General features: G+C 69.2%; 21 protein-coding genes. 12 read left to right on the top strand and 9 right to left on the bottom strand.

The window, feature by feature from the left end:
- The first annotated feature begins 18 nt into the window (after positions 1 to 18).
- The gene (locus ACIA58_RS00295; RefSeq protein ID WP_396401417.1) at positions 19 to 1176 is read left to right on the top strand and encodes an MFS transporter; all 1158 of its coding nucleotides are present in this window, start codon (positions 19 to 21) and stop codon (positions 1174 to 1176) included.
- On the opposite strand, the gene ACIA58_RS00290 is transcribed toward ACIA58_RS00295, so the two are convergent.
- On the bottom strand, positions 1150 to 2097 hold the full coding sequence (locus ACIA58_RS00290) for a R2-like ligand-binding oxidase (RefSeq protein ID WP_396401416.1): 948 nt from the start codon (positions 2095 to 2097) through the stop codon (positions 1150 to 1152). The genes ACIA58_RS00295 and ACIA58_RS00290 overlap by 27 nt on opposite strands.
- A complete protein-coding gene (locus ACIA58_RS00285; protein WP_396401415.1) occupies positions 2094 to 2687 on the bottom strand; it encodes a TetR family transcriptional regulator in 594 nt (197 codons plus the stop codon). Before ACIA58_RS00285 ends, ACIA58_RS00290 begins: the two co-directional genes overlap by 4 nt.
- Before the next feature lie 115 nt (positions 2688 to 2802).
- Between ACIA58_RS00285 and larE the strand changes: the two genes are divergently transcribed.
- Positions 2803 to 4278 (top strand): ATP-dependent sacrificial sulfur transferase LarE, encoded by a 1476-nt coding sequence (gene larE / locus ACIA58_RS00280; RefSeq protein ID WP_396401414.1) that lies wholly within the window; start codon positions 2803 to 2805, stop codon positions 4276 to 4278.
- A gap of 126 nt (positions 4279 to 4404) precedes the next feature.
- Positions 4405 to 4788 (top strand): cold-shock protein, encoded by a 384-nt coding sequence (locus tag ACIA58_RS00275; RefSeq protein WP_396401413.1) that lies wholly within the window; start codon positions 4405 to 4407, stop codon positions 4786 to 4788.
- Between the two features lie 19 nt (positions 4789 to 4807).
- Here the strand turns inward: ACIA58_RS00275 and ACIA58_RS00270 are convergent, their stop codons facing one another.
- Positions 4808 to 5530, bottom strand: a complete 723-nt coding sequence (locus ACIA58_RS00270) for a TetR/AcrR family transcriptional regulator (RefSeq protein ID WP_396401412.1) — start codon at positions 5528 to 5530, stop codon at positions 4808 to 4810.
- A 114-nt stretch (positions 5531 to 5644) separates the two neighbouring features.
- On the opposite strand from ACIA58_RS00270, the gene ACIA58_RS00265 reads away from it, so the two are divergent.
- Positions 5645 to 7171: an MFS transporter gene (locus tag ACIA58_RS00265; RefSeq protein WP_396401411.1), complete on the top strand. Its 1527-nt coding sequence runs from the start codon at positions 5645 to 5647 to the stop codon at positions 7169 to 7171.
- 95 nt (positions 7172 to 7266) lie between these two features.
- On the opposite strand, the gene ACIA58_RS00260 is transcribed toward ACIA58_RS00265, so the two are convergent.
- Positions 7267 to 9345: an MFS transporter gene (locus ACIA58_RS00260; protein WP_396401410.1), complete on the bottom strand. Its 2079-nt coding sequence runs from the start codon at positions 9343 to 9345 to the stop codon at positions 7267 to 7269.
- A 117-nt stretch (positions 9346 to 9462) separates the two neighbouring features.
- Here ACIA58_RS00260 and ACIA58_RS00255 point away from each other — a divergent pair, with 117 nt between their 5' ends.
- Entirely contained in the window at positions 9463 to 10251 is a 789-nt protein-coding gene (locus ACIA58_RS00255) for a DUF3027 domain-containing protein (protein ID WP_396401409.1), read from the top strand.
- Positions 10252 to 10397: 146 nt separating this feature from the next.
- Here the strand turns inward: ACIA58_RS00255 and ACIA58_RS00250 are convergent, their stop codons facing one another.
- Positions 10398 to 10709, bottom strand: coding sequence for a DUF2530 domain-containing protein (locus ACIA58_RS00250; protein ID WP_396401408.1), 312 nt, complete (start codon positions 10707 to 10709; stop codon positions 10398 to 10400).
- Positions 10710 to 10948: 239 nt separating this feature from the next.
- Here ACIA58_RS00250 and ACIA58_RS00245 point away from each other — a divergent pair, with 239 nt between their 5' ends.
- Positions 10949 to 12421 carry an NCS2 family permease gene (locus ACIA58_RS00245; protein WP_396401407.1) on the top strand — a complete coding sequence of 491 codons (1473 nt, stop codon included), beginning with the start codon at positions 10949 to 10951 and terminating at the stop codon, positions 12419 to 12421.
- A 4-nt stretch (positions 12422 to 12425) separates the two neighbouring features.
- Positions 12426 to 14486 (top strand): prolyl oligopeptidase family serine peptidase, encoded by a 2061-nt coding sequence (locus tag ACIA58_RS00240; protein ID WP_396401406.1) that lies wholly within the window; start codon positions 12426 to 12428, stop codon positions 14484 to 14486.
- Here the strand turns inward: ACIA58_RS00240 and ACIA58_RS00235 are convergent.
- On the bottom strand, positions 14474 to 15559 hold the full coding sequence (locus tag ACIA58_RS00235; protein ID WP_396401405.1) for a hypothetical protein: 1086 nt from the start codon (positions 15557 to 15559) through the stop codon (positions 14474 to 14476). The genes ACIA58_RS00240 and ACIA58_RS00235 overlap by 13 nt on opposite strands.
- A gap of 103 nt (positions 15560 to 15662) precedes the next feature.
- Here ACIA58_RS00235 and ACIA58_RS00230 point away from each other — a divergent pair, with 103 nt between their 5' ends.
- Together ACIA58_RS00230 and ACIA58_RS00225 are read left to right on the top strand one after the other, a co-directional pair.
- On the top strand, positions 15663 to 16112 hold the full coding sequence (locus ACIA58_RS00230) for a MarR family winged helix-turn-helix transcriptional regulator (protein WP_396401404.1): 450 nt from the start codon (positions 15663 to 15665) through the stop codon (positions 16110 to 16112).
- The gene (locus tag ACIA58_RS00225; RefSeq protein WP_396401403.1) at positions 16109 to 17476 is read left to right on the top strand and encodes an MFS transporter; all 1368 of its coding nucleotides are present in this window, start codon (positions 16109 to 16111) and stop codon (positions 17474 to 17476) included. The genes ACIA58_RS00230 and ACIA58_RS00225 overlap by 4 nt, the downstream gene beginning before the upstream one ends.
- On the opposite strand, the gene ACIA58_RS00220 is transcribed toward ACIA58_RS00225, so the two are convergent.
- The gene (locus tag ACIA58_RS00220) at positions 17473 to 18177 is read right to left on the bottom strand and encodes a DUF4429 domain-containing protein (protein ID WP_396401402.1); all 705 of its coding nucleotides are present in this window, start codon (positions 18175 to 18177) and stop codon (positions 17473 to 17475) included. The two genes, ACIA58_RS00225 and ACIA58_RS00220, sit on opposite strands and share 4 nt — an antisense overlap.
- 80 nt (positions 18178 to 18257) lie before the next feature.
- Here ACIA58_RS00220 and ACIA58_RS00215 point away from each other — a divergent pair, with 80 nt between their 5' ends.
- Positions 18258 to 19661 (top strand): mycothione reductase, encoded by a 1404-nt coding sequence (locus ACIA58_RS00215; protein ID WP_396401401.1) that lies wholly within the window; start codon positions 18258 to 18260, stop codon positions 19659 to 19661.
- A gap of 148 nt (positions 19662 to 19809) precedes the next feature.
- On the opposite strand, the gene ACIA58_RS00210 is transcribed toward ACIA58_RS00215, so the two are convergent.
- Together ACIA58_RS00210 and ACIA58_RS00205 are read right to left on the bottom strand one after the other, a co-directional pair.
- Positions 19810 to 21252 (bottom strand): LLM class flavin-dependent oxidoreductase, encoded by a 1443-nt coding sequence (locus ACIA58_RS00210; RefSeq protein ID WP_396401400.1) that lies wholly within the window; start codon positions 21250 to 21252, stop codon positions 19810 to 19812.
- Between the two features lie 20 nt (positions 21253 to 21272).
- A complete protein-coding gene (locus ACIA58_RS00205; RefSeq protein ID WP_396401399.1) occupies positions 21273 to 22379 on the bottom strand; it encodes an MFS transporter in 1107 nt (368 codons plus the stop codon).
- A 268-nt stretch (positions 22380 to 22647) separates the two neighbouring features.
- Between ACIA58_RS00205 and thpR the strand changes: the two genes are divergently transcribed.
- Entirely contained in the window at positions 22648 to 23211 is a 564-nt protein-coding gene (gene thpR / locus ACIA58_RS00200; RefSeq protein WP_396401398.1) for an RNA 2',3'-cyclic phosphodiesterase, read from the top strand.
- Positions 23212 to 23257: 46 nt separating this feature from the next.
- Positions 23258 to 24109, top strand: a complete 852-nt coding sequence (efeU, locus tag ACIA58_RS00195; RefSeq protein ID WP_396401397.1) for an iron uptake transporter permease EfeU — start codon at positions 23258 to 23260, stop codon at positions 24107 to 24109.
- The last annotated feature ends 17 nt before the right edge of the window (positions 24110 to 24126 follow it).

The following is a 24126-nucleotide window of genomic DNA, read 5'->3' as shown; positions in this document are numbered from 1 at the left end:
CGGCGGCTCACTGGATGTATGACGACGATCTGCGCTGACGAGGTGGGCACCCGGGGCTGGGCGGCGCCGATCACGATGGCCGGGACGGTGTTCACGGTGGTGACCGCCGAGATGCTCCCGGTCGGGTTGCTCACCCCGATGGCCACCGGTCTGCAGATCAGCGAAGGAACCGCCGGTCTCAGCCTGACCGTCACCGGCGTGGTCTCCGCCGTCGCAGCCCCCGTCCTCCCGCTCGTCCTGGGAACACTCAACCGCCGCACAGTCCTGGCCGGCCTGATGGTGCTCCTCGCGGCCGCGGGATTCCTCGCCGCCCTCGCGCCGTCCTTCTGGATCTTCATGCTCGCGCGGGTCCTGATGGCTGTCTCGATCGGCGGCGTCTGGCTGCTCACCATCGGCCTGGCCCGCCGCGTCGTACCCGAACATGCCGCCGGTCCCGCCACCTCGCTCATCTTCAGCGGCATCGGAATCGCCTCCGTGCTCGGCATCCCGGCCGGCGCGTACGTCGGTGAACTCCTCGGCTGGCGCTGGGCCTTCGCGGGTGTCGGCCTGCTGTCGCTGGCGCTGACCACCGCGCTGATCTACCACCTTCCGTCCCTCGCTCCCGAGAAGGCGGTGCGATGGTGCGACGTACGGGATGTCCTGCAGATCAAGGACGTCCGCGTCGGCCTCGTCCTGGTCGCCTTGATCGTGACCGGCCACTTCGCGGCGTACACCTATATCCGGCCGCTCCTCGAGCCGCACACCGGTCCGGCGCTGATCGGGACCTTCCTGCTCGCGTACGGCGTGGCCGGTGTCCTCGGCAACTTCCTCACCGGCGCGCTGCGCCCGACCCGCGCCCTCGCCGTGATCGCCGGCGGCATCGCGCTCGCCACCTTCGCGATGCCCGTGCTCGGCGCCACCGCCGCCGGATCCCTTGTCCTGCTGGTGATCTGGGGCCTCGCGTACGGCGGAACGAGTGTCAGCACCCAGGCCTGGGGACATGCCGCGGCGCCCAGTGCCCCCGAATCGTCGTCCGCTGTCCTGGTGGGGGTCTACAACGGATCGATCGCAGTGGGCGCCTTCACCGGCGGCCAGGTCGCCGACCACCTCGGTACGACGACGGTCACCTGGCTCCCTGCGGTACTGGCGACTGCGGCGCTCATCGTCCTGCTAGCGAACCGCCGCCAGCGCGGCTGAGTCCTCGTCGCCGAAGTCGTCCTCGAGTTTCTCGGGGGAGTAGTCGAGGTCGATGCCGGCCACGTTCGCGCCGACGGCCGACTCGATCGCGCCGAGGCGACGAGTCGCGCGGTCACCGGCGTACGTCATCAGGGCGGTCGGGTTGATCTCCGGCGGGAGCTCGGCGGTGTTGTCCATCGCCCACTGGATCTGCGTCAGCGCGTGCGGGAGGAGCTCCTCCATCGTGTCGGTGACGATCTTCCAGTTCCCCTCGTCCGCGGCGACGTGCCGGCGGCAGGTGAACGTGCCCCACGCCATGTGCCGGCGCTCGTCGTCGCCGATCCGGCGGATCAGCTCCTGCATGCCGGGCAGCACGCCACGCGCAGTACAGAGCAGGTTCCATGCGTGGTACCCGGTCAGGGCCAGAGTTCCTTCCACTACGTGGTTGTAGGTGACCGATGCGCGGACCTGGTTCGCCGGTGAGGGGTCGTCGGCCAGCGACTTGAGTGCGACGGGCAGAGCCTCGTAGAAGATCGCGCGGTACCCGGGGTTGTTCTCGACATAGTGATGCAGGTCCTCGGTGACGCCGACCGCGTCCAGCCAGAGCCGGAAGACCGCGGTGTGCTTGGCCTCCTCGAAGCAGAACTGGGTCAGGTACATCTCGTCGCCGAACCGTCCCTCGGCGGCCATCGCCTGCAGGAACGGCTGCAGGTCCTCGGTCACCGCCTCCTCGCCCGCGATGAATTGCGAGCAGAGCATCAGCGCGTTGTCCTTGTCGTTCTCGCTCAGCTCCTGCCAGTCCTTGGCGTCCTGGCTGAAGTCGATGTCGCGCGGGTTCCAGAACTTGCCGTTGCCCTTGTCGAACAGGCGCAGCGGCAGCGCGTCCCAGTTCAGGCCACCGGCCTTCAGCGAGCTGAACCCTTGCCTGTGCAGTTCGTTCATACGTGCTGCCTCCTCGACTCGGACAAGAACGGCGAGAGGACGCGAGCCAGCTGATCGGCCACCGTCGCCGGGGGAGGGCCCGGCGTGACGATGTGGCTGATGACAACGCGCAAGGCGACGTCCATACAGCTGGTCGCGTCCTCCGCGGGGACCTCCGGCCAGTGCTCCCTGACGTGCGCACCCAGCCGGAGGTGGGCCAGTTCCAGCACCTGCTGCCCCCGTGTGGTCAGCAGTTGACTTGCCTGGTCCGATCCCGGCTGGCTCAGGGCCGCCTTCACCAGCGGGTTCTCCCCGGCCAGCGTGAGCGCGCGCTCGACCGCGGCCCGGAGACCGTCGATCGGGTGAGGCTGCTCGGCGAGCGCAGTGTTGACATCCAGCAGGAACCGCTCGGTCTCGCGGGCCGCGACTGCCTCGAGCAGGCCCCATTTGTCGCCGAACTCGTTGTAGACGGTCTGGCGCGAGACCCCGGTCCGGCGAGCCACCGCGGCCATCCGGAGTCCGTCGTATCCGCCGGCGACGACCGCCTCCTGCGCCGCGTCGAGCAGTTCGTCACGCAGCCGGCGTTTGGTTCGATCGGCAAACGAGGTCATGAGGTCGAGGGTTTACAAAAGTGTCTCCGATGTCAAGTGCTCGGACAGAAGGCCGCTGAATGTCCAATTTGGTCCGGCTGCCGGTGGTTCATTCGGAGCACGTAGGGTTGGGGACGTGTCAACCGCCGAGATCCAGCCCGCCCCGACCGCCGCCGATGTGCCGGAGCTCGTGGTCGGATTCGACCTGGACATGACGCTGATCGACTCCCGGCCGGGGATCCAGGCCGTCTGGGACCTGCTGGCCGCCGAGACCGGGGTGTACATCGACACCGACCTGGTGGTGAGCCGGCTCGGGCCGCCGCTGACCTGGGAGATGGCGAACTGGTTCCCGCCGGAGCAGGTCGACGCGATGGTGGCGCGGTACCGCGAGCACTACCCGTCGCACGCGATCACGGGCAGCCTGCCGCTGCCGGGCGTGGCCGAGTCGCTGGCCGCGATCCGGGCGTTGCGCGGGCGGACCATGGTCGTCTCCGCGAAGTACACCCCGTCGGTCCGGCTGCACCTCGAGCACCTCGGGCTGGACGTCGACGAGCCGGTCGGCGACCTGCACGGAGCCGAGAAGGGTACGGCGCTGCGCGAGCACGAGGCGACGATCTACGTCGGCGATCACACCGCCGACATCGACGGCGCGCACGCGGCCGGGGCCCTCGCGGTCTCGGTTGCGACCGGTCCGTTCACCGCCGACGAGCTGCGGGCGTACGGCGCCGACGTCGTTCTGAACGACCTCACCGAGTTCCCGGCCTGGGTCGACGAGTACGTCCTCGAGCAGCGGCTGGAAGCGTTGATGAAGCGGCTGTCGTCGTACGACAAGATGGTCGTCGCGTTCAGCGGCGGCGCCGACTCGGCGTTCCTGCTCGCGGCCGCGGCCCGGGCGATCGGGCCGGCCAACGTCGTCGCGGCGACCGCTGTGTCTCCTTCGCTGCCGGCGGCGGAGCTGGAGCCGGCGGCGCGGTTCGCCGACACCCTCGGCGTACGCCATGTCACCCCGCACACGCACGAGATGGAGCGCGAGGGCTACCAGGCCAACTCGGGCGCCCGCTGCTACTTCTGCAAGGCCGAGCTGATCGAGACGCTGCAGCCGATCGCGGACGAGTTCGGCATCACCGCGATCGCCACCGGGACGAACGCCGACGACGCGATCGCCGGGTTCCGTCCGGGCATCCGCGCCGCCTTCGAGCGGGGCGCGCTGACGCCCTTGCGGGACGCGCGGTTGACCAAGACGCAGATCCGTACGGCGTCGCGCAGCTGGGGGCTCGAGACCTCGGACAAGCCGGCCGCGGCCTGCCTGTCGAGCCGGATCGCGTACGGCATCCGCATCACGCCGAACCTGCTCGCACGGGTCGACCGGGCCGAGCAGACGGTCCGCGCGCGACTCGCGTCGTACGGTCTGCAGAACGTGCGCGTACGCGATCTCGGCGAGAGCGCGTCGATCGAGATCGACGCCGATCTGCTCGATCGGGTGGACCAGCAGGAGCTGGTCGATGCGGTCATCGCCGAAGGGTTCGCGGCGGCGCGGGTCGACCCGCGTGGGTTCCGGTCCGGATCCATGAACGAGCGGCTCTCGGATCCCGAAAAGTATCGGAGTATGTGAGGTGCGGGAAGACTGCCGGATCAGGTAGTTTCCCGGAGGCGCGGTTGCGCCGGGTCACGTACGCTGGGTTTCCTGATCGGGCCTCACGGCTCGATCGCTTCCGACGATACCGATGAAGAGGTCCCCGTGCCCGTTGGCAAGGTGAAGTGGTACGACTCCGACAAGGGGTTCGGTTTCCTCAGCAAGGAGGAGGGCGGGGACGTCTATGTCCGCGCCGAGGCCTTGCCGGCCGGTGTCACCAACCTGAAGCCCGGGCAGAAGGTCGAGTTCGGCGTCGTCGAGGGACGCAAGGGCGAGCAGGCCCTGCAGGTCCGGCTGATCGACCCGCCGCCGTCGGTCGCGAAGGCGATGCGCCCGAAGCCGGAGGAGATGCAGGTCGTCATCGAGGACCTGATCAAGCTCCTCGACCGCATCGGTGAGAACTACCGCCGCGGCCGCCAGCCGGACAGCAAGTCCTCGAAGCAGGTCGCGACCGTGCTCCGCGGGGTCGCGGACAAGCTCGACTTCTAGTTGCGGACGAGCTCGACTTCTAGGTGCGGCGGCTGATCAGCGTCTGGATGCCGTCGAGGACCGTGGTCAGGCCGAAGTAGAACTCGGTCGGGTCGTTGTCGATGAAGTCCTGCGGCTGCTCGAGGGTCGCCTTGATCGCGGGGAACCGCTCCGATGTGGCGAGCATGCGCAGACGGCGGGCGTAGCGTTCGCCGGCGGCGGCTGCCTCCTGCGGCGGCAGGTTGAGCATGTTCACGCTCAGGCCGGTCGTGCCGCGGACGTAGATGTTGACCAGGAGCATCGCGGACAGCCGGTCGCTCGGCGTGAGCGGCGTGTCCTCGAACGCGCGCAGGCCCTCCTCCATCCACACGAGCTGGTTCGGTGACAGCGGGGGCTCGAACACCGGGACCTGCAGGATCCACGGGTGCGCCTGCAGCGCGGACCGGAACGCCTCGGCCCAGGTCGTGATCCGCTCCTGCCAGTCCTCCGCGTCGCTGGTGTCCGGCGGCAGGCCGAACGCCTCGTCGAGCATGACGATGTAGAGGTCGTCCTTCGCTTCGACATACCGGTAGAGCGCCATCGTGGTCACGCCCAGCTCGGCGGCCACCTTGCTCATCGAGACCGCGGTCAGCCCGCCCGCATCGGCGAGCTTGATCGCCGCGCGGCCGATGTCGCCCACCTGGAACGCGGGCTTGGGGCCCGGCCGGCTGCGCCCCTCGATGCCCCACAGCTGCTGAAGCACCCGCGGCAGTTCTTCGTCCATGACTTCCTCCCTCGACGCCCGCATCTTATCTGTTTACATCATAGACAGTCTCGGTTATGGTCTGTCTATGTCGTACACAGTGTGCGGCGTAGACAGATCCCTCAGGAGGGTGTCATGAGTGCAGAACGAGCGGGACGCAAGGAGTGGATCGCGCTCGGCGTGCTCGCACTGCCGCTGCTGCTGGTCTCGATGGACGTGTCGGTGCTGTACTTCGCGGTCCCGTTCATCAGCGCGGACCTCGGCGTGTCGGCCACCGAGCAGCTGTGGATCTTCGACATCTACGGGTTCGTGCTCGCCGGCCTGCTGATCACCATGGGCTCGCTCGGCGACCGGATCGGACGGCGCCGGTTGCTGATCTTCGGTGCGATCGGCTTCGGACTCGCCTCGGTCGCGGCGGCGTACGCGCAGAACCCGGAGCAGCTGATCGCGGCCCGTGCCCTCCTCGGGATCGGGGGAGCGACCCTGATGCCGTCGACCCTCGCGCTGATCCGGAACATGTTCCACGACCCGAAGCAGCGGTCGAAGGCGATCGCGTTCTGGAGCGCGGTGATGATGGGCGGAATCACTCTGGGGCCGGTGCTCGGCGGGTTCCTGCTGGAGCACTTCTGGTGGGGCTCGGTGTTCCTGATCAACACCCCGGCGATGGTTCTGCTGCTGGTGCTCGCGCCGATGCTGCTGCCGGAGTTCAAGACTCCTGCTGGTGGACGGTTCGATCTGCTGGGCTCGGTGCTCTCGCTGGCGGCCGTGCTGCCGGTCATCTGGGGAATCAAGGAGGTCGCGGCCAACGGTGCTTCGATGATGCGGATCGTGGCAATCGTGGCCGGGCTGGTGTTCGGGGTGCTCTTCGTGCAGCGGCAGCGGACCGCGGCGCACCCGATGGTCGACCTGTCGATGTTCCGCAACCGGGCGTTCAGCGGATCGCTGGCCGCCAACACCGTCGGGACCCTGGCGCTGGTGGGGAACGCTGTTTTCCTGACCCAGTATCTGCAGTTGGTGCACGGACTGAGCCCGCTGAAGGCGGCGCTGTGGTCGCTGGCTCCGTCGGTGCTCGTTGGCGGCGCGGCTCCGCTGGCCACTGCACTGGCCAACAAGATGGACCGGGCGTACGTGATCGGTGGAGCCTTCGTACTCGCGGCCTCCGGGTACGCCGTACTCACTCAGGTGCACGTTGACTCGTCGCTCGCGGTGCCGCTGACTGGTGCGGGTCTGCTGGCTGCCGGTCTGGTGATGGTGATGACCCTGGTCACCGAGGCGGTTGTCGGTTCGGTCGCCCCGGAGCGGGCCGGCTCGGCGTCCGCCGTGATGGAGACCTGCTCCGAGTTCGGTGGAGCGCTCGGCATCGCGATCCTGGGTTCGATCGGTACTGCGGCGTACCGCGCCGACCTCCCGTCCTCGCTGCCGGCCGGTGTTGCCGGGCCTGTCCGTGAGGGTCTGCCGGCTGCGACTGCCGCGGCCGCTCACCTGCCGGGTGAGCTGGCCGACACCGTACTGACCACTGCCCGCCACGCCTTCACCCACAGCATGAACGTCGTCGCCCTGGTCGGCACCCTGCTCCTGCTGGCCACCGCGGTGACCGCCACCCTCGCCCTCCGCGGCACCACCCACGCCGAGCCAGCGCCCGACCTAACCCCGGTCCGCTAGCAACCATCCGCCGAGTCGTGAGATGCGGCTGCGAAAGTCAGCCGTGATCCACGACTCGAGGTTCGGGGTCACCGCCGAACGCCACGATTCGGCGGTCAGCGGGGTGGGCGGCGGTTGTTGTCGCCGCCGGGGCGGCGTTTGAACAGGCCGCCGCCGGGGTTGCGTTCCTCGGTGGGCTCTTCGGCCCAGGGGGTTTGGTTCTGGGTGGTGTCGTCGTCCTCGTCGGGTTGGCCGCTCCACCAGCGACCGGCCGATGGATCTGGCCGGCTCTCCGGCTCCGGTCGGCTGCGGGGACGTCGATCCGGCCGGCTGTCCGGGGCTTCGCGGTTGCCGGAGTGGTCGTTCGGGCGTGGGTCGGTCGGGGGCCGGCCGCCGGAGCGCCACTCGATGGTCGGTTCTTCGCCGGAGTCCGTACGGCGCGCGCGGTTCGCCCGCTGCTCGGCGACGCTGGTGGTGAGGATCGTGCGGGTCGTGCCCTCGGTGCGCCCAGCGCCGGACGACGGGCGATCGTCCGGGTGCGTGTGCGGGTGGGCGTCGGTGCGTGGTCCACCGAGACCGCCCGGGCGCAGAGGCCCTTGGGTCGGGCGCGCCGCCGGGCGCATCCGCAGTACCAGGAAGACCACGATCACCAGTACGCCGGCCAGGAACCCGAACCCGAGCCGCGGGATCAACGGCAGCACGATCCCGCACCCGCCGCCGATCACCCAGGCCAGCTGCAACACCGTCTCCGAGCGCGCGAACACCGACGTACGCACGGACTCCGGGACGTCGCGCTGGATCATCGCGTCGAGCGACAACTTGCCGAGCGAACTGCACAAGCCGGCCACCAGACCGAGCGCGATCAGGATCGGCAACCCGTACAGCACCGCGACCGCGACCGCCACGGCCGCGTCCACGAGCAGCACGACCAGCACGACCGCTTCCGGTTTGCGTGCCTTGAGCAACGATCCGAGCACGGTGCCGAGGCTGTTGCCGATGCCGGCCGCGGCGATCACCGCAGCGGCCGCGACGGCGCCTTTCACTCCGCTGATCGGCTGGTCGCGCAACAGGAACGCCAAGTACATGGTCAGGAAGCCGGACACGAACCGCAGTCCGAGGTTGCACCGGATCCCGCGCGCCACCGCCGCGGTGATCGCGCGCCGCCGCGCTTCGCGTCCCGCCGTACCCGTGACTTCTTCGTCGGCGGGGGAGTCGACCGCGCTCGGCAGGCGGATCGCGAGGATCAGGCCGACGATGTACACGAGCGCGGCCCACCGCAGCGACCACTGCGGGCCGATCGAGGCGAACCCGGCCGCGATACCGGCGCCGACGGTCGCGCCGGCGACACCGGCGAGCGAGATGCGTGAGTTCGCGGTGACGAGGGTGATCTGCTTCGGGAGCAGACGCGGTACGGCGGAGGCGCGGGTGACGCCGTACGCCTTGGAGGCGACGAGGCAGCCGAGGGCGGCCGGATACAGCCACGCGGAGCCGTGGCCGGAGATCGAGGAGGCAAGGGTCCAGACGAGGAACGCGCGGACGCCGAGGGTCGCGCCGATCGCCCAGCGACGGCCGTGGCGGAACCGGTCGAGGATCGGGCCGATCAGCGGCGCCATCAAGGCGAACGGCGCCATCGTCAGGAGCAGGAACAGCGCCACCCGGTCGCGCGCCTGGTCGCTCGGCACGGTGAAGAACACCGTCCCGGCCAGCGATACGGCGAACGCGGTATCACCGGCCGCGTTGACCGCACCGAGCTCGATCAGCCGCGAAAGCCCGGATTCGCCGGCACCTTGCGCGTTGGTCAGCCCCCGGATCCGGCGTCCGGTCGCGCGGCCGACCTTCCCACTGACCTCAGCCGCCTTCTTGGACGCCGACGCAACCCCCTCGGCGCCCACCTTCGACGCATGCCCGACCTTCTTGCTCGCGGACCCGACCCGCTCCCGAGCATCAGTGAGCCGATCACCGGTCGACTTCCCAGCACCTTCCGGGCCGGGACCGCTCGGTCCGGCGTTCTTGCTGCCGCCCTCGCTCTGACTGCTCATCCGTGAACCCCCCGACGCACTGCGGCCGCCGTCCCGCGCGTTCCCAGTGTCCTCCCGACTTCGCTCGGCGTCACCGCGCGGCCTACCGGCGGCGGGGTTGCCGTCGCGGGTGCCGCCGGGGCCGACGTTCGGGTCGTCGGGGTCGGGGGGATGCATGAAACCATCCTGCCTCGTGCCGGGGACAGACCGCAGTCACCGCGCGTACGTCCGGTTGATTGCGGATCGCGGACGGCGGTTCGGAGTACTGCGAGCGGCGTGCGAGAATGGGCGATTGTGACTCCCGTCAGAGCTCCGGAACCGGTCCGCGCCAAACCCGACGCCATTGCCGTCGCGGCGGTCGAACCGGCCCGTGAGGCTGCGATCGCCGAGGCCGGCGCCGCGCAGGTCGGTGAGCACCTCGGTCATCTGGTCGAGGGTGAGCGCCTCGTCACGCACTACTTCGCGTCGAGCCACCCGGGGTACCGCGGCTGGCGCTGGGCGGTCACCGTGACGCGCGCCTCGCGGGCCAAGACGGTCACGGTCAACGAGGTCGTCATGCTGCCCGGCGACGTCGCGATCGTCGCGCCGGAGTGGGTGCCGTGGTCGGATCGCGTCCAGCCGGGCGACCTCCGTCCCGGCGACCTGTTCCCGACGCACGCCGACGACCCGCGCCTCGAGCCCGGCTTCACCGACACGGCGGACGCTCCCGAGGACGTCCTGACCGTGGTCGAGGAGCTCGGCCTCGGCCGCGAGCGGGTGTTGTCGCCGTTCGGCCGCGAGGAGGCGGCCGAGCGCTGGTACGCCGGAGACTTCGGTCCGACGTCGCCCATCGCCCAGGCCGTCCCGTACAAGTGCCACTCCTGCGGCTACTGGATCCGCCTGGCTGACAGCCTCGGCCAGGCCTTCGGCGTCTGCGCCAACGAGATGGCCCCCGGCGAAGCCCGCGTAGTCGCCTACGACTACGGCTGCGGCGCCCACTCCGACGCCACCATCGACATCACCGAACCCCCCACCCCCGAACACGCCTTCGACACCACCGGCTACGACACCCTCGAACTAGCCGAAACCGACGTCGCACCCTGACCAGCGCGGACCTTGGACACCTGACCGGGACTGCGGACATCGCATGGCCTGTCCGTGGTCCCGATGGCAGGTTCATAGTCCTCGGTAGCTGGTCCGTCGCCCAACGGTGAGCACCGTGGCGATGTCTGCGCCGCTTGCGCGTGGGGTCAGTCTTCGGTGGCGGGGCGGTGGCCTGCCTGGATGGCGGTCCAGCGGCGTTTGCAGTACCAGAGGCCGATGAGGCCGAGGCCGAAGCCGGCTACGGGGACCCAGAGCCACCAGTCGAGGCCGTTGGCCTCGAGGCGGTCGTGGAAGATCAGCAGGACGACGAAGGCGACGACCCACAGGGCGATCCCGGTGATGACGCTGGGGATGCCGGACAGGTCCAGCGGCTTGACCTCGGCGTGCACCAGCTCCCCACGCGCCAGCTGGCTGGTGGGATCGGTGCGCTTCTTCGGTCCGCCCTGCTCCTCCGTCACGCCCCCAACCTTAGGCCATGCCGTCCGACCCCAGGCCTACTGCGCGGCACTCGGCACGGGTACCTCGCCAGCGCGGGACCGAAGGCCACGGTGCTCCGCGTCGGGACCTTCGCCCCCGTACGCCGGTGCGCCGCACCGAGCGCCTGATCGGTGCGGCGTGGGGGCGGACGGCAGGGCCACCCGCAACGGTTTGATCTAAGTGCTCGCAACTGCCCGGTAGGAACTGGCACGATGCGGTCATGAGCTCGCCCCAGGCCTCGACGGCCCGCTCCGGCACCGGTCCTCTCGATTCCTTCTTCAAGATCAGCGAACGCGGTTCCACGCTCGGACGGGAGCTCCGTGGCGGGCTGGTCACGTTCTTCACGATGGCCTACATCGTCGTGCTGAACCCGCTGATCATCGGCACCGTCAAGGACGGCGCCGGCCAGTTCGTCGGCGGCGGCACCGACCCGGCCGCGGCGATCGCGAAGATCGCGGTCGCGACCGCGCTGGTCGCCGGCATCGTCACGATCCTGATGGGCGTGGTCGCGAACTTCCCGCTCGCGCTCGCCACCGGCCTCGGCCTGAACGCGTTCATCGCGTTCTCGGTCGCGACCAAGATGACCTGGGCGGACGCGATGGGACTGGTCGTGCTCGAGGGCCTGATCATCCTGCTGCTGGTGCTGACCGGGTTCCGCAAGGCGGTCTTCGAGGCGGTGCCGCTGCAGCTGAAGATCGCGATCAGCGTCGGCATCGGCCTGTTCATCGCGTTTATCGGCGTGATCGACGCCGGGTTCGTACGCCGTCCCGCCGCGCCGACCGGTCCTCCGGTGGAGCTGGGCGTCGGCGGCACGCTCCGCGGCTGGCCGGTGCTGGTGTTCGTGGTCGGCCTGATCCTGATCGTCACGCTGTACGCGCGGAAGGTGAAGGGCGCGATCCTGATCGGCATCCTGGCCGCGACCGTGCTGTCGATCGTCATCGAGGCGATCGCGAACATCGGCGCCCGGACCGCGGACAACCCCGGCGGCTGGGGCCTGAGCGTGCCGAAGCTGCCGGACCAGTGGTTCACGAAACCCAACCTGGACACGATCGGCGAGTTCAGCCTGTTCGGCTCGTTCGAGAAGATCGGCGTGGTGTCGGCGATCCTGCTGATCTTCACGCTGATGCTGGCCGACTTCTTCGACACGATGGGCACGATGACCGCGATCGGCGCCGAGGCCGGTCTGCTCGACAAGGACGGCATCCCGCCGAACTCGCAGCGCATCCTGATCGTGGACAGCGTCGCGGCCGCCGCCGGTGGCGCCGCATCCGTGTCCAGCAACACGTCGTACATCGAATCGGCGTCGGGTGTCGGCGAGGGCGCGCGGACCGGCCTGGCGAGCGTGGTGACCGGGATCTGCTTCCTGATCTCGATGGTCGTCGCGCCGCTGGTCACCCTCGTCCCGTACGAAGCGGCGACGCCGGCGCTGATCCTGGTCGGGTTCCTGATGATGACGCAGGTGAAGGGCATCGACTTCGACGACATCGAGGTCGCGTTCCCGGCGTTCCTGACGATCGTCCTGATGCCGTTCACGTACTCGATCTCGGCCGGTATCGGCGCCGGCTTCATCGCCTACGTGATCCTCAAGTCCGTCCGTGGCAAGGCCCGCCAGGTCCACCCGCTGATGTGGGTGGTAGCGGCCCTCTTCGTCGTCTACTTCGCCATCGGTCCGCTCACCGACTGGCTCACCTGACCCCGTGGATCCGATCGAGGCGTTCCCCGAGCAGTCAGCACGGACCGGCCGCTTCACGTTCGGGCTGCCCCGGGCGTTCACGCTGACCGATACGCACGTCCTGTTCCTCCGGACCCGCGGCCCGGAGGATCGGGCCAGTTGCCTGTGGTCCCTCGACCTGAGCGACGGCCGGGAGCAGCTGCTCGTCGCGCCCGAGCGCCTCGGCGACGACGAGCAGCTTCCGGAGGCGGAGCGGGTACGGCGGGAGCGCAGCCGCGAGCGCACGTCGGGGGTCGTTGCCTACTCGACCGATCGAGCCGCCCGGCAGATCGTGTTCGCGGCCCAGGGCGCGCTGTACCACCTGGAGCTCGGCGCCGAGCCGAGGCAGGTGCCGACGGCCGGACCGGTCGTCGATCCGCGCATCGATCCGACCGGCCGCCGGGTCGCGTACGTGACCGGCCGCGAGCTGCGCGTAGTCGACCTTGCCGACGGCAACGACCTGCTCGTTGCCGAGGACAAGGATCCGGAGGTCGGCTGGGGCCTGCCCGAGCATGTCGCAGCGGAGTCGATGGGCCGGACCCGTGGGCACTGGTGGCCGCCGGACGGCACCCGGCTGCTCGCGGCCCGCGTCGACCTGAACCCCGTGCAGCGCTGGTGGATCGCCGACCCGGCGAACCCTGACCGGCCACCACGTGAGATCGCCTACCCGGCGGCCGGTACGCCGAACGCCGACGTCACTCTGCACGCCTTCGACCTGGCCGGCCGGTCGGTCGAGGTGCGTTGGGACAGGACGACGTACGAGTACCTGGCCGCGGTCCGCTGGGATGCGCACGGACCGTTGCTCGCCGTACAGTCCCGCGATCAGCAGACCGTGCTCATGCTCGCGGCCGATCCCGAGACCGGCGAGACGCGCGTCCTGCACGAGCAGCATGATCCGGCCTGGGTCGAGCTCGTCCACGGCAGCCCGGCGCGCACGGAGTCCGGTCGGCTCGTCCACACCGAGGACGACGCCGAGACCCGGCACCTCGCGCTCGACGGCGTGCCGGTGACGCCGGATGGTCTCCAGGTCCGCTCCATCCTGGACGTCTCCGGCGAGGCCGTGCTGTTCGAAGCGAACGACGAGCCGACCGAGTGCCATCTCTGGCTGTACGACGAGAGGGGCCTCCGGCAACTGAGCAGCGGAGCCGGCTCGCACAGCGGGAGCGTCGCTGCGAATGCGCTGCTGCTCACCTCCAACACCGAGTCCGGGCAGCAGTTCGTCGTACGCCGGGACGGTCAACCGGAGCGAGTCATCGAGGCGCTCAACGCCGTACCGGTGGTCACACCACGGATCACGTGGCTGCGCGCCGGTGAGCTGGAACTGCGGACCGCGCTCCTGCTCCCGTCGTGGCACCGCCCGGGCGACGATCCGCTACCGGTTCTGATGTCGCCGTACGGCGGTCCCGCGATGCAACTCGCGAGGCGAACGAGCAGCGGTGCGTTCGCGACCGCCCAGTGGTTCGCCGAGTCCGGCTTCGCCGTCGTGATCGCGGACGGTCGTGGCACGCCTGGTCGCGGACCGGCCTGGGAGAAGACCGTCCATCTCGACTCGCTGACCGCCCCGCTCGAGGACCAGGTGACGGCCCTGCATGCGGCGGCCGAGCAGTCCGGTGCGCTCGACCTGAGCCGCGTGGCGATGAGGGGGTGGAGCTACGGCGGTCTGCTGGCCGCGGCTGCGGTACTGCTGCGTCCGGACGTGTTCCACGCTGCGGTCGCCGGTGCCGCGCCCGCTGATCAGCGGCTGTACGACACGCACTGGCGGGAGCGGTTCCTCGGCCACCCGGACGAGCATCCGGATGTCTACGACCGCCTGTCTCTGACGACGTACGCCGCCGACCTGCGACGTCCGCTGCTCCTGGTCCACGGCCTGGCCGACGACAACGTGCTCGTCGCGCACACCCTGCGCCTCTCGGCCGCGCTCCTCGCGGCCGGACGCCCACATCAGGTCCTACCGTTGCCTGCGGCCACGCACATGCCGACCGACCAGACCACAGCCGCGGCCCTGCTGCGCTACGAACTCACATTCCTCTCGACTCACGTGCTCTGATCCGAAACCCCGCCGGAGCGAAGCTCCAGGTACTCCGCGCGGGCGGTGAAGATGTCGCGGAGTTCGGTGCTGATGTTGTCCAGGAACTCCACGCGGTACGTCGAATCCGTCAACAGCGCGATCGAGTAGTACAAGCCGGTGAAGTTGGCGATGCCGACGGCGACCTTGATCAAGGACGCGCTGAGGACGATGGGGTGGTTCAGCAGCGTGAGGTGGTACGACCAGGCGCCGGGCGTGACGCCCCACTGGCCGTACACGTGGGCGCTGATCGCGAGCATGCCGAAGGCAACGAAGAAGACGCCGACGCCGGCGCTCACCACCAGGACCTGCATCCATTGCCGGATCACCAGGCTGATGCTGACGTTGAAGCGCTGGATCGGGCGCAGCCGCGGGCCGGCGCCGGCGTCGCGCTCGATCGCGTCCACCTCCCGCGGCAGCCGGATCAGCAAGAACAGTGTGCTCAGCGCCGTGAAGGCGACGACGGAGAAGACGATGAAGGACGCCGGCATTCCGGTGAACACCTGCCACATGTCCGCGGTCATGAACAGCACCAGCGAGAAGACCAGCAGCAACGGCAACGCCCGGATGAAGCTGGCGACCGAGTTCGCCAGCTCCCGGGCCAGCTGGCGCAGTCCCCACACGATGGTCGCGATCAGGCCGTAGCCGACGACGACGTACACGACCCCGACCAGCAGCAGGTTGCCGAGCGCAACGCCGAAGAACTGGCGGACCTGTTCCTGCGTGACTACGGGCAGCAATGCCGGGAGCAGCACGAACACGGCCAGCTCCGGGATCCCGAAGCGGGTCGGCAACGACCAGAACGGCCGTCCGCGGAACCTGTTCAGCAGGCCGAACCCGGCAACGAGGGCGACCAGGCCGCCGAGCGCGGCCAGCAGGTTCTGCCACCAGTGCCAGTCCAGCGAGGTGGCCCCGAACATCTCGGCCAGGAACACCAGCACCAGCAGCGGCGCCGCCCGCGTGAAGATGTCGTGGGTCGGGGAGAAGTCCTCGATGAACAGCGGCAACCCGGCCCGCCGGAACCGCTGCTCGTACCGCTCCAGCTCGGCGCTCATGATCCGGCACTCTAGCGTCCTGGGCCGGGACACGAGCGGCCCGGGAATACCAGCCGGCGGTCACCGGTTTTAGTTAGCAAAGGTAATGAGTTAAGGTAAAGACATGCCCGAAGTCGTAGCCCAGCAGGTGAAGAGTGACGTCGGGCTGGCGAGTGCCCTGCGATCGTCGACGCTCAGGCTGTCCCGGCAGATCCGGCGCCAGCGTGAGCCCGGTCACGATCTCACCGCCAACCAGCTCAGCGTGCTCGGCGCGCTGTCCAAGCACGAGTCGATGACGATCGGCGAGCTGGCCTCCCACGAACAGGTGAAGCCGCCGTCGATGACGCGGATCGTGACCAACCTGGAGGAGGCGGGTCTGGTGGCCCGCCGCCCGCACCCGACCGACAGGCGCCAGATCGTCGTCGAGCTGACTGACCGCGCCGACGAGCTGATCCTGGCGAACCGGCGCCGCCGCGACGAGTGGCTGCAGACCAAGCTGAAGCAATTGACCCCCGAGGAGCGCGACATCCTGCGCAAGGCAGCACCTGTTCTCGAACGCCTGGCGGCCCAGTGAGCCCGACCTTCCGCGCGTTCAAAGTCCGTAACTTCCGGCTCTACGCCTCCGGCGCGATCGTCTCGAACGTCGGCACCTGGATGCAGCGTGTCGCCCAGGACTGGCTGGTCCTGGAGCTGACCCACTCCGGGACGGCACTCGGTATCGTCACCGGGCTCCAGTTCCTGCCCGCCCTCCTGCTCGGCCCGTATGCCGGACTCGTCGCCGACCGCTTCCCGAAGCGGCAGGTGCTGACGATGACCCAGATCTTCATGGCCACCGTCGCGCTGACGCTCGGCGGTCTGACGATCAGCGGTGTCGTGCAGACCTGGCACGTGTACCTGCTGGCTCTGCTGTTCGGCGTCGGCACCGCCTTCGACGCCCCGACCCGGCAGTCCTTCGTGGTCGAGATGGTCGGCCGCGACGAGCTGTCCAACGCCGTCGGGCTGAACTCGGCGTCCTTCAACGCCGCCCGGCTGCTCGGCCCGGCGCTGGCCGGTCTGCTGATCAACTGGATCGGCACCGGTCCGGTGATCCTGGTCAACGGCTTCACCTACGCCGCGGTCATCGTGTCGCTGCGGATGATGCGGGTCTCCGAGCTGCACACCCCGAAGCCCGCCGGCCGTGAGAAGGGCATGATCCGCGACGGCATGCGCTACCTGTGGCGCCGGCCGGACCTGATGATGGTCCTGGTCGCGGTGTTCTTCGCCGGCACCTTCGGGCTGAACTTCCAGCTCACCTCGGCGCTGATGGCGACGAGCGTGTTCCACAAGGGCGCGGGGGAGTACGGCATCCTCGGCTCGGTGCTCGCGATCGGCTCGCTGTCCGGTGCGCTGCTGGCCGCCCGCCGGGTCCGGATCCGGGCCCGCCTGGTGATCGGCGCGGCGCTCGCCTTCGGCATCGCCGAGATCGTCAGCGCCTTGATGCCGACGTACCTGACCTTCGCGTTGGTGCTGCCGATCGTCGGACTGGCCTCGCTGACCATGCTGACCTCGGCGAACGCGACCATGCAGCTGAGCATCGAGCCGACCATGCGCGGCCGCGTGATGGCGCTGTACATGACGGTCCTGATGGGCGGTACGCCGATCGGCTCGCCGTTCATCGGCTGGATCGGTCAGGTGCTCGGCGCGCGCTACTCGCTGATCGTCGGCGGTGGACTGACCGTGCTCGGGACGGTCGCCTCGGTGCTCTACTTCTCCCGCCGTCGCGGTCTCGCGATCCGGCCGCGGTTCCTGCCGCGCCCGCACCTCGAGGTGCTGCCGCAGACCGACCTGCTCGGCGACAAGGCGGTGCTCGAGACCGTCCCGCCGGGGCCCGTCACAGCCGCCGAGCCCATCACAGTGGAGCCTGTCACGGCGAAAGACGTCGGGCCGAGGGTCGCTTAGGGCCGGATCCGGGTCAGCAGGCGGGCCGCGAAGAGTAGAGCGTCGACGTCGGCGCCGGTGTCCGTGAGCATGGCCGCCGGGTCGTGCTTCGGCCTGCGGCGCTCGACCGGCGTACCGGCGGTGGTGATCCGGAGGAAGCCGCGGGCGCCGAGCCGGCCCTGGTTCGGCGTCCACTCGACGTCGACGATGTCGCCCAGCGGCACCGACCACGGGTCGCCGAGGGCCTTCTTCTTCCGGCCCGCGGACCGCTTGTAGGCGAATGTGAGCTGCCCGTTCGCCACCGACAGGCTCGCGTCCCGGCCCTCGAGCCGGTCCGGCGCGGCCGGCGGGGCGAGCAACCAACGCGCGGCGGCGGTCGACGGTACGTCGCGGCGCACGAGGGTACGGCGGATGTCGCCGGCGATCTCCTCCGCGAGCGCGTGGTCGACCTCGGGGAAGTCGTACGGGTCCATCACCACCTGACCGCCGGTCACCGACTGCAGCGGGTCGGCGCCGTCGCGAAGGATGAGCTTGAGCCCCGCGGCACTGACCTCGACCGCCTGCAGAGCCTCGACCGGCAGGATCCGCTCGCCCAGCCGGGTCCACAACGAGCTGGTCAGCGTGTCCAGCCCGGCCTGCGTCCCGTCGTACCGGAGCCGGAGGATCCCGATGCCGTCCCAGACGACCGTGCCGTTCGTGCTCGTCAGCTCACCACTTGCCACCCTGCCCATCTTCCCCGCTGACCGGGTCCACCGCAGGACCCTGACCAGAGGTGACTTGCATGTCAGCGCCACAATGAGGTGTGACTCATTACGACTTGGTGGTCATCGGGACCGGATCCGGCAACACGATCGTGAACAAGCGGTTCGCCGACCGGAAGGTGGCGATCGTCGAGCGTGGCACGTTCGGCGGCACCTGCCTGAACGTCGGCTGCATCCCGACCAAGATGTTCGTGCACGCCGCCGACGTGGCCGCGACCCCGTCGGGGAGCTCACGGTACGGCGTCGACGAGCAGCTGCTCGGCGTCCGCTGGACCGACGTCCGGGACCGCATCTTCGGCCGGATCGATCCGATCGCGGCGAGCGGCTCGGAGTACCGGCACCACAACGCGGACAACGCCAACGTCACCGTGTACGACGGGACGGGGCGGTTCACCGGGTTCAAGGAGCTGACCGTCGACAACAAGGACGGGTCGACGAGCGTGTTCAGCGCCGACCAGTTCGTGCTCGCGACCGGCAGCCGGCCGATCGTGCCGGCGATCCCGGGGCTCGAGGAGACCGGGTTCCACACGTCGAACACGGTCATGCGGCTGGAGGAGCTGCCGCGCCGGCTGGCGATCATCGGCAGCGGGTTCGTCGCGGCCGAGTTCGCGCACGTTTTCGCGTCGTTCGGCGTCGAGGTGACGATCGTCGCCCGCTCGAGCGTGCTGCTGCGGCACGAGGACGCCGAGGTCGCCACGGCGTACACGAGGATCGCCCAGGACAAGTACGACGTACGCCTGAACCACGAGACGATCCGGGTGGAGCGGCGCAACGACGGCTCGATTCTGATCGGGATGCTGAACCCGGACGGCGCCGACGAGCTGATCGTCGACGAGCTCCTGGTCGCGGTCGGCCGGGAGCCGAACTCGGACCAGCTGAACCTGGCCGCCACCGGTGTCGAGGTCGACAGCGAGGCGCGGGTGGTTGTGGACAAGTACCAGCAGACCAGTGTCGACGGCATCTACGCGCTCGGCGACGTGACGACCCCGCACCAGCTGAAGCACGTCGCGAACCACGAGGCCCGGGTGGTGAAGCACAACCTGCTCAACCCGGAGAACCGGATCGAGTCCGACCACCGCTTCGTCCCGCACGCGGTCTTCAGCTCGCCGCAGCTCGCATCCGTCGGCTTGACCGAGGAGGAGGCGAAGGAGCGCGGGATCACCTATGTGGCGGCGGTTCATCGGTACTCCGACATCGCGTACGGCTGGGCGATGGAGGACACCACCGGCTTCGCGAAGATCCTCGCCGACCCGAAGACCGGGCAGATCATCGGCGCCCACATCATGGGCCCGCAGGCGCCGACCGTGATCCAGCCGATCATCCAGGCGATGAGCTTCGAGCTGGACGCATACTCGATGGCCCGCGGGCAGTACTGGATCCACCCCGCAATGCCCGAAGTGATCGAAAACGCCCTCCTGAAGCTTGATATAGGTCGTGGACGGTGATCCAGCGCCTACTGCGCGGCACTCGGCACGGCACCTCGCCGCACTGGAGGAAAGGCCACGATGAAACCACATCGAGGCCTCCCCTCCAGCACGCCGAGGCACCGCACCGAGCACCTGCTCGCGACGGCGCTGGATCACCGTCCACGACCTACACTCGGAAGGCTGAGATTACGTCGGTGACGGTGTCGAGGGTCTCGAGGTCGGGGAGGCTGATCATTACCTCGGCCACGCCCGCCTCGGACAGCTCGCGGAATCGCCCGATCTGATCGTCCACGGTGCCCGCGTTCACCAACGCGGCGTACCGCGCCGGGTTGACGTTGCGTGGCCGCAACTTCTGCACGAGCTGGTCGACCTCGTGAGAGTCCTTGCCGACAAGGGTTGTCGACAGATGCGTCAGCTCGACGGGTCTGTCTCCGAGGTGGGTCGCGGCCTTCCGCACCGCGGCGACGTCCCCGAACACGTTCACGGCGTCGGCGTACCGCGCGGCCAGCCTCAGGGTCCGCGGCCCACTTCCACCGACGAGCACCGGCAGATGTTTCTGCAGCGGCCGCGGGTAACACATGGTGTCCGGTACGTCGAGGACCTTGCCGTGGAACGGTTTGTTGCCTGGTCCCCATAAAACCGGCAGCAACTGCAACGCGTCCTCGAGCACGGCGTACCGCTCACTCACCGGCGGGAACGACCATCCGTAAGCCTTGTGCTCCGCCTCGAACCACGCGAGCCCGACGCCACACACCGCCCGCCCACCACTCAGTACGTCGAGGGTCGCCGCGATCTTGCCGAGATGCGCGACGTTCCGGTACGTGATGCCCGAGACCAACGTGCCGAGGCGTACGCGGGTCGTACAGGCGGCGAGGTACCCGAGCGTCGTCCAGCTCTCCAGGAAGTCCTCCCACGCGCGCCCGACCTGCGGGATCTGCCGGAAGTGATCCATCACATAGATCGCGTCGAACCCAGCAGCCTCGGCCCGCGACGCCACCTCCCGGATCCACTCGGCCTTCGGACCCTTGTGCGTGTAGCTGCTCAACTGCAATCCGAACCGCAACCCCACCGGCGTCTCCGCTTGCCGGGCGTGCGCCGCAGTCGACTCCACGAAGGCATTCGGCACCACCCGCACCGCGGTCGGCCGCAGCACGTCGTCGTACCCCTCGCCCGGCAAGTCCTTCTTCACCGCCGACCATGACCTCAGCTGCGAGGTCAGCACATCAGCCGGGATCCGCTTCGACGACCGCTCCCGGTTCCGCCGCCGGCACTCCTCAGCCGGCGTATCGAAACCCACTGCCACACAAGGCATCCCGGCCTCACGCGCGAGCCGAAGCCACCCCAGCCGCCGTTCCTGGTCCAGCCCCAGGGTGTCGACAACAGTCGTCAGTTGCCGTCCGATTCGTTGCCGCACCACCACATCCAGCAACGCGAACGCATCCGCACTGGCCGCAATATCGTCCTCGCCCGACCCCACCAACGCCCGCAGCCGATCGCTCGACACGATCAACTCGGCCGCGAACCGCTCCGCCGCCCACGTCGACTTCCCCGAGGCACCAGGCCCGACCAGGATCACCACACACGGCGACGGCAGCTTCAACTCGTCCATTGCCGCAGTCTGACGCGACATCAGCCGAAGACGGAAGGCATCCGGCGCCGGAGCGCCGCGGCCAGGCTCGCCGCGAGCCCGACTGCGACCGGCGGTACGGCGAATGCCAGCGCGGGTCCACCGCAGTCGACCAGCGTCCCGCCGATCGCGGATCCGAGCGCCGTACCGACAGCCAGACCGGTCGACTGCCAGGCGAACGCCTCCGTGCGGCATTCGGCCGGCGTCGCGCGGCGGATCAAGAGGTACCCGGACGTTGCCAGCGGCGTGGCCAGCAGGCCGGTCGCCGTCAGCGTGGCTGCCAGTCCGATCAGGCCGGCGGGAGACCCGAGCGCGGCGAACACCGACAGCGGCACCAGACCGCAGCCGAACCACACCATCAGCCGGACATAGTCTCTCGACACGTCGAGCACACCGCCGATCACTCCACCGAGGGTCAGCGTCGACTGGACGATTCCAGCAGCGGTCGGCGCGCCGGACCGTGTCGCCGCGGCCACGAGCGCGATCGGAAGCACGCCGTACGTCAAACTCTGCAGCAGAGTGCTGGTGCTCAGGACCCGGACAGCGGGTATCCGCAACGCCCCGTGGCGGAGCCGGTCGTGCGGGCGGGGGCGGCGCGGGCCGGCCGCGAGGACGAAGCCAAAGGTGCCGCTGGCAACCAATGTGGCGGCTGTCAGCGCCGTGACGGCGGGGCCTGCGAGCGCGATCAGTCCCGTCGCGGCCAGCGGACCGACGAGGAAGAAGCTCTGCTGCAGCAGGGATTCCATCGCGTACGCGGCCGGGAGCTGGTCCTCGGCGACCAGCTCCGCCCACAAGGCCTTCACGGATCCCGAGATCGGCGGCACGCCGAGACCGGCCAGGACCGCCAGCGCGCCGAGGACGACGGGCGACCTGGTGCTGACCAGACCGATCGTGGCCGCCACGTGGACCACCGCGAGCGGGATCAGCACGCGGGAGTACCCGTGCCGGTCGACCAGGCGACCCTGCCAGGGAGCGGTCGCCGCGTCACCCACCGCGAAGAGCGCAGTCACCGCGCCGGCGAGCGCGTAGGACCCGGTCTGCCGGGTCACCAGCAGCACCAGGGTCAGCGGCAGCATGCCCTTCGGCATCCTGGCGAGCAGCGAGCTCACGGCCAGGGGCCTGATCCGGGGCAGCGTGAGGACGGAACGAAAAGCGGTAAAGGGACGGAACACGGAGCATCACCTCGGGCGTTCGACGGCACGGTCAAGTGCGCCGACGTCGCCCTACCAGGCTTTTGCCCCTTCAGATGCCCACCGTCGTGGTGGGTCGTGGCGCTCGGACCAGCCCGCCCGGGGGCGGCGGAACCCTAGCCACGTCCTGTCGATCGACCCTCAAATTAGCACGCGGCCGGCACCTCGGACCGCCTAATCTCAGGGGATGCGATTGTTCGTGGCCGTGGTGCCACCCCCTGAAGTTGTGGAGGATCTGAGCGAGTTCGTCGAGCCGCGGCGGGAGCATCCGGATGACGACCTCCGGTGGGCGGCGGAGCAGCATTGGCACATCACGCTGGCATTCCTCGGCGACGTACCGGACTGGAAGACCGAGGAGCTCGAGGAGCGGCTGGAGGCGGCCGCGCAGCGGCAGAAGCCGTTCGAGCTGCAACTGACCGGAGCGGGCGCGTTCCCCGGCGTGCCGGAGGCCCGGGTGCTGTACGCCGGAGTTCGCGACGACTCCGAGGCGCTCAAGCACTTGTCGATGACCACGCGAGCGGCGGCGAACCGGGCCGGCGTCACCGTCGAGGGCCGCAAGTTCACGCCGCATGTCACGCTGGCCCGCTTGCGCCGACCGGTCGACGTGACCAGGTGGGTCAGGGTTTTCGATACGTACGACGGTCCGGTCTGGACCGCAGGCAGCCTGCAGCTGATCGAATCCCGGCTCGGTGAGGGGCCGGGGCAGAGTGCGGCGTACGACACAGTAGGCGAATGGGACTTCTTAGGTTAACCTCAGCAAGGTTAGCCGTACCTAATGCTATGGAAGTGTCGCCGCCATGCTCGCGAACTATCTGATCGGACTCCGTGAAGGACTCGAGGCCTCGCTGGTTGTCAGCATCCTCGCCACGTTCCTGGTCAAGTCGGGGCATCGCGATCGGCTGAAACTGGTCTGGATCGGTGTCGCCTCGGCGCTCGCCGTGGCCGCCGTGGCCTGGGGCCTGCTCCAGTTCGTCACCGCGCTGACCGCGAAGTCGTTCACCACCCAGGAGACCGTCGGCGGGGTGATGTCGATCCTCGCGGTCGGCTTCGTCACCTGGATGATCTTCTGGATGCGCAAGGCGTCCCGCAGCATCGCCAGGGAACTGCGCGAGCGGATGGGGCAGGCCCTCGAGGTCGGGTCCCGCGCCGTGGTGATCCTCGCGTTCCTGGCGGTGTTCCGGGAGAGCATCGAGACCGCCTTCATCGTGTACGCGTCGGCCGCCACCGCGACCACCGCCGTACCGCTGATCGGCGTCCTGCTCGGTCTCGGTACGTCGGTGCTGCTGGGGATCGCGATCTACAAGGGCGCGGTGAAGATCAACCTCGCCGTGTTCTTCAAGTGGACCGGCGCGGTGCTGATCCTGGTCGCGGCCGGCATCTTCGCGTACGGGTTCCACGACCTGCAGGAGGCGGGCATCCTGCCCGGGCTGCAGCATGTCGCCTTCGACATCTCGCACGTGGTCCCGCCGGACAGCTGGTACGGCGTACTGCTCAAGGGCATCTTCAACTTCAACCCGACCCCGACCGTGCTCGAGGCAAGCGCGTGGGTCGTCTATCTGGTCCCGGTGATGGTGCTCTACTTCCGTCCGGTGAAGAGCTCGACGCCACCCGCCGTACCGGCGGCCAGGACCGCCGGCGAAGCGGCCTGATCCACCCCTCACACATC

Source organism: Kribbella sp. NPDC051586, assembly GCF_044453965.1.
Classification (GTDB): Bacteria; Actinomycetota; Actinomycetes; order Propionibacteriales; family Kribbellaceae; genus Kribbella.
Note: the sequence above shows the minus strand (reverse complement) of the source record. Positions and strands in the feature narration are given on the sequence as shown.

Coding starts and splice junctions, on each gene's coding strand:
- ACIA58_RS00295 (WP_396401417.1), top strand. CDS start 19: ATGACGACGATCTGCGCTGACGAGGTGGGCACCCGGGGCTGGGCGGCG.
- ACIA58_RS00290 (WP_396401416.1), bottom strand. CDS start 2,097: ATGAACGAACTGCACAGGCAAGGGTTCAGCTCGCTGAAGGCCGGTGGC.
- ACIA58_RS00285 (WP_396401415.1), bottom strand. CDS start 2,687: ATGACCTCGTTTGCCGATCGAACCAAACGCCGGCTGCGTGACGAACTG.
- ACIA58_RS00270 (WP_396401412.1), bottom strand. CDS start 5,530: ATGGACGAAGAACTGCCGCGGGTGCTTCAGCAGCTGTGGGGCATCGAG.
- ACIA58_RS00265 (WP_396401411.1), top strand. CDS start 5,645: ATGAGTGCAGAACGAGCGGGACGCAAGGAGTGGATCGCGCTCGGCGTG.
- ACIA58_RS00260 (WP_396401410.1), bottom strand. CDS start 9,345: ATGCATCCCCCCGACCCCGACGACCCGAACGTCGGCCCCGGCGGCACC.
- ACIA58_RS00245 (WP_396401407.1), top strand. CDS start 10,949: ATGAGCTCGCCCCAGGCCTCGACGGCCCGCTCCGGCACCGGTCCTCTC.
- ACIA58_RS00235 (WP_396401405.1), bottom strand. CDS start 15,559: ATGAGCGCCGAGCTGGAGCGGTACGAGCAGCGGTTCCGGCGGGCCGGG.
- ACIA58_RS00230 (WP_396401404.1), top strand. CDS start 15,663: ATGCCCGAAGTCGTAGCCCAGCAGGTGAAGAGTGACGTCGGGCTGGCG.
- ACIA58_RS00210 (WP_396401400.1), bottom strand. CDS start 21,252: ATGGACGAGTTGAAGCTGCCGTCGCCGTGTGTGGTGATCCTGGTCGGG.
- thpR (WP_396401398.1), top strand. CDS start 22,648: ATGCGATTGTTCGTGGCCGTGGTGCCACCCCCTGAAGTTGTGGAGGAT.
- efeU (WP_396401397.1), top strand. CDS start 23,258: ATGCTCGCGAACTATCTGATCGGACTCCGTGAAGGACTCGAGGCCTCG.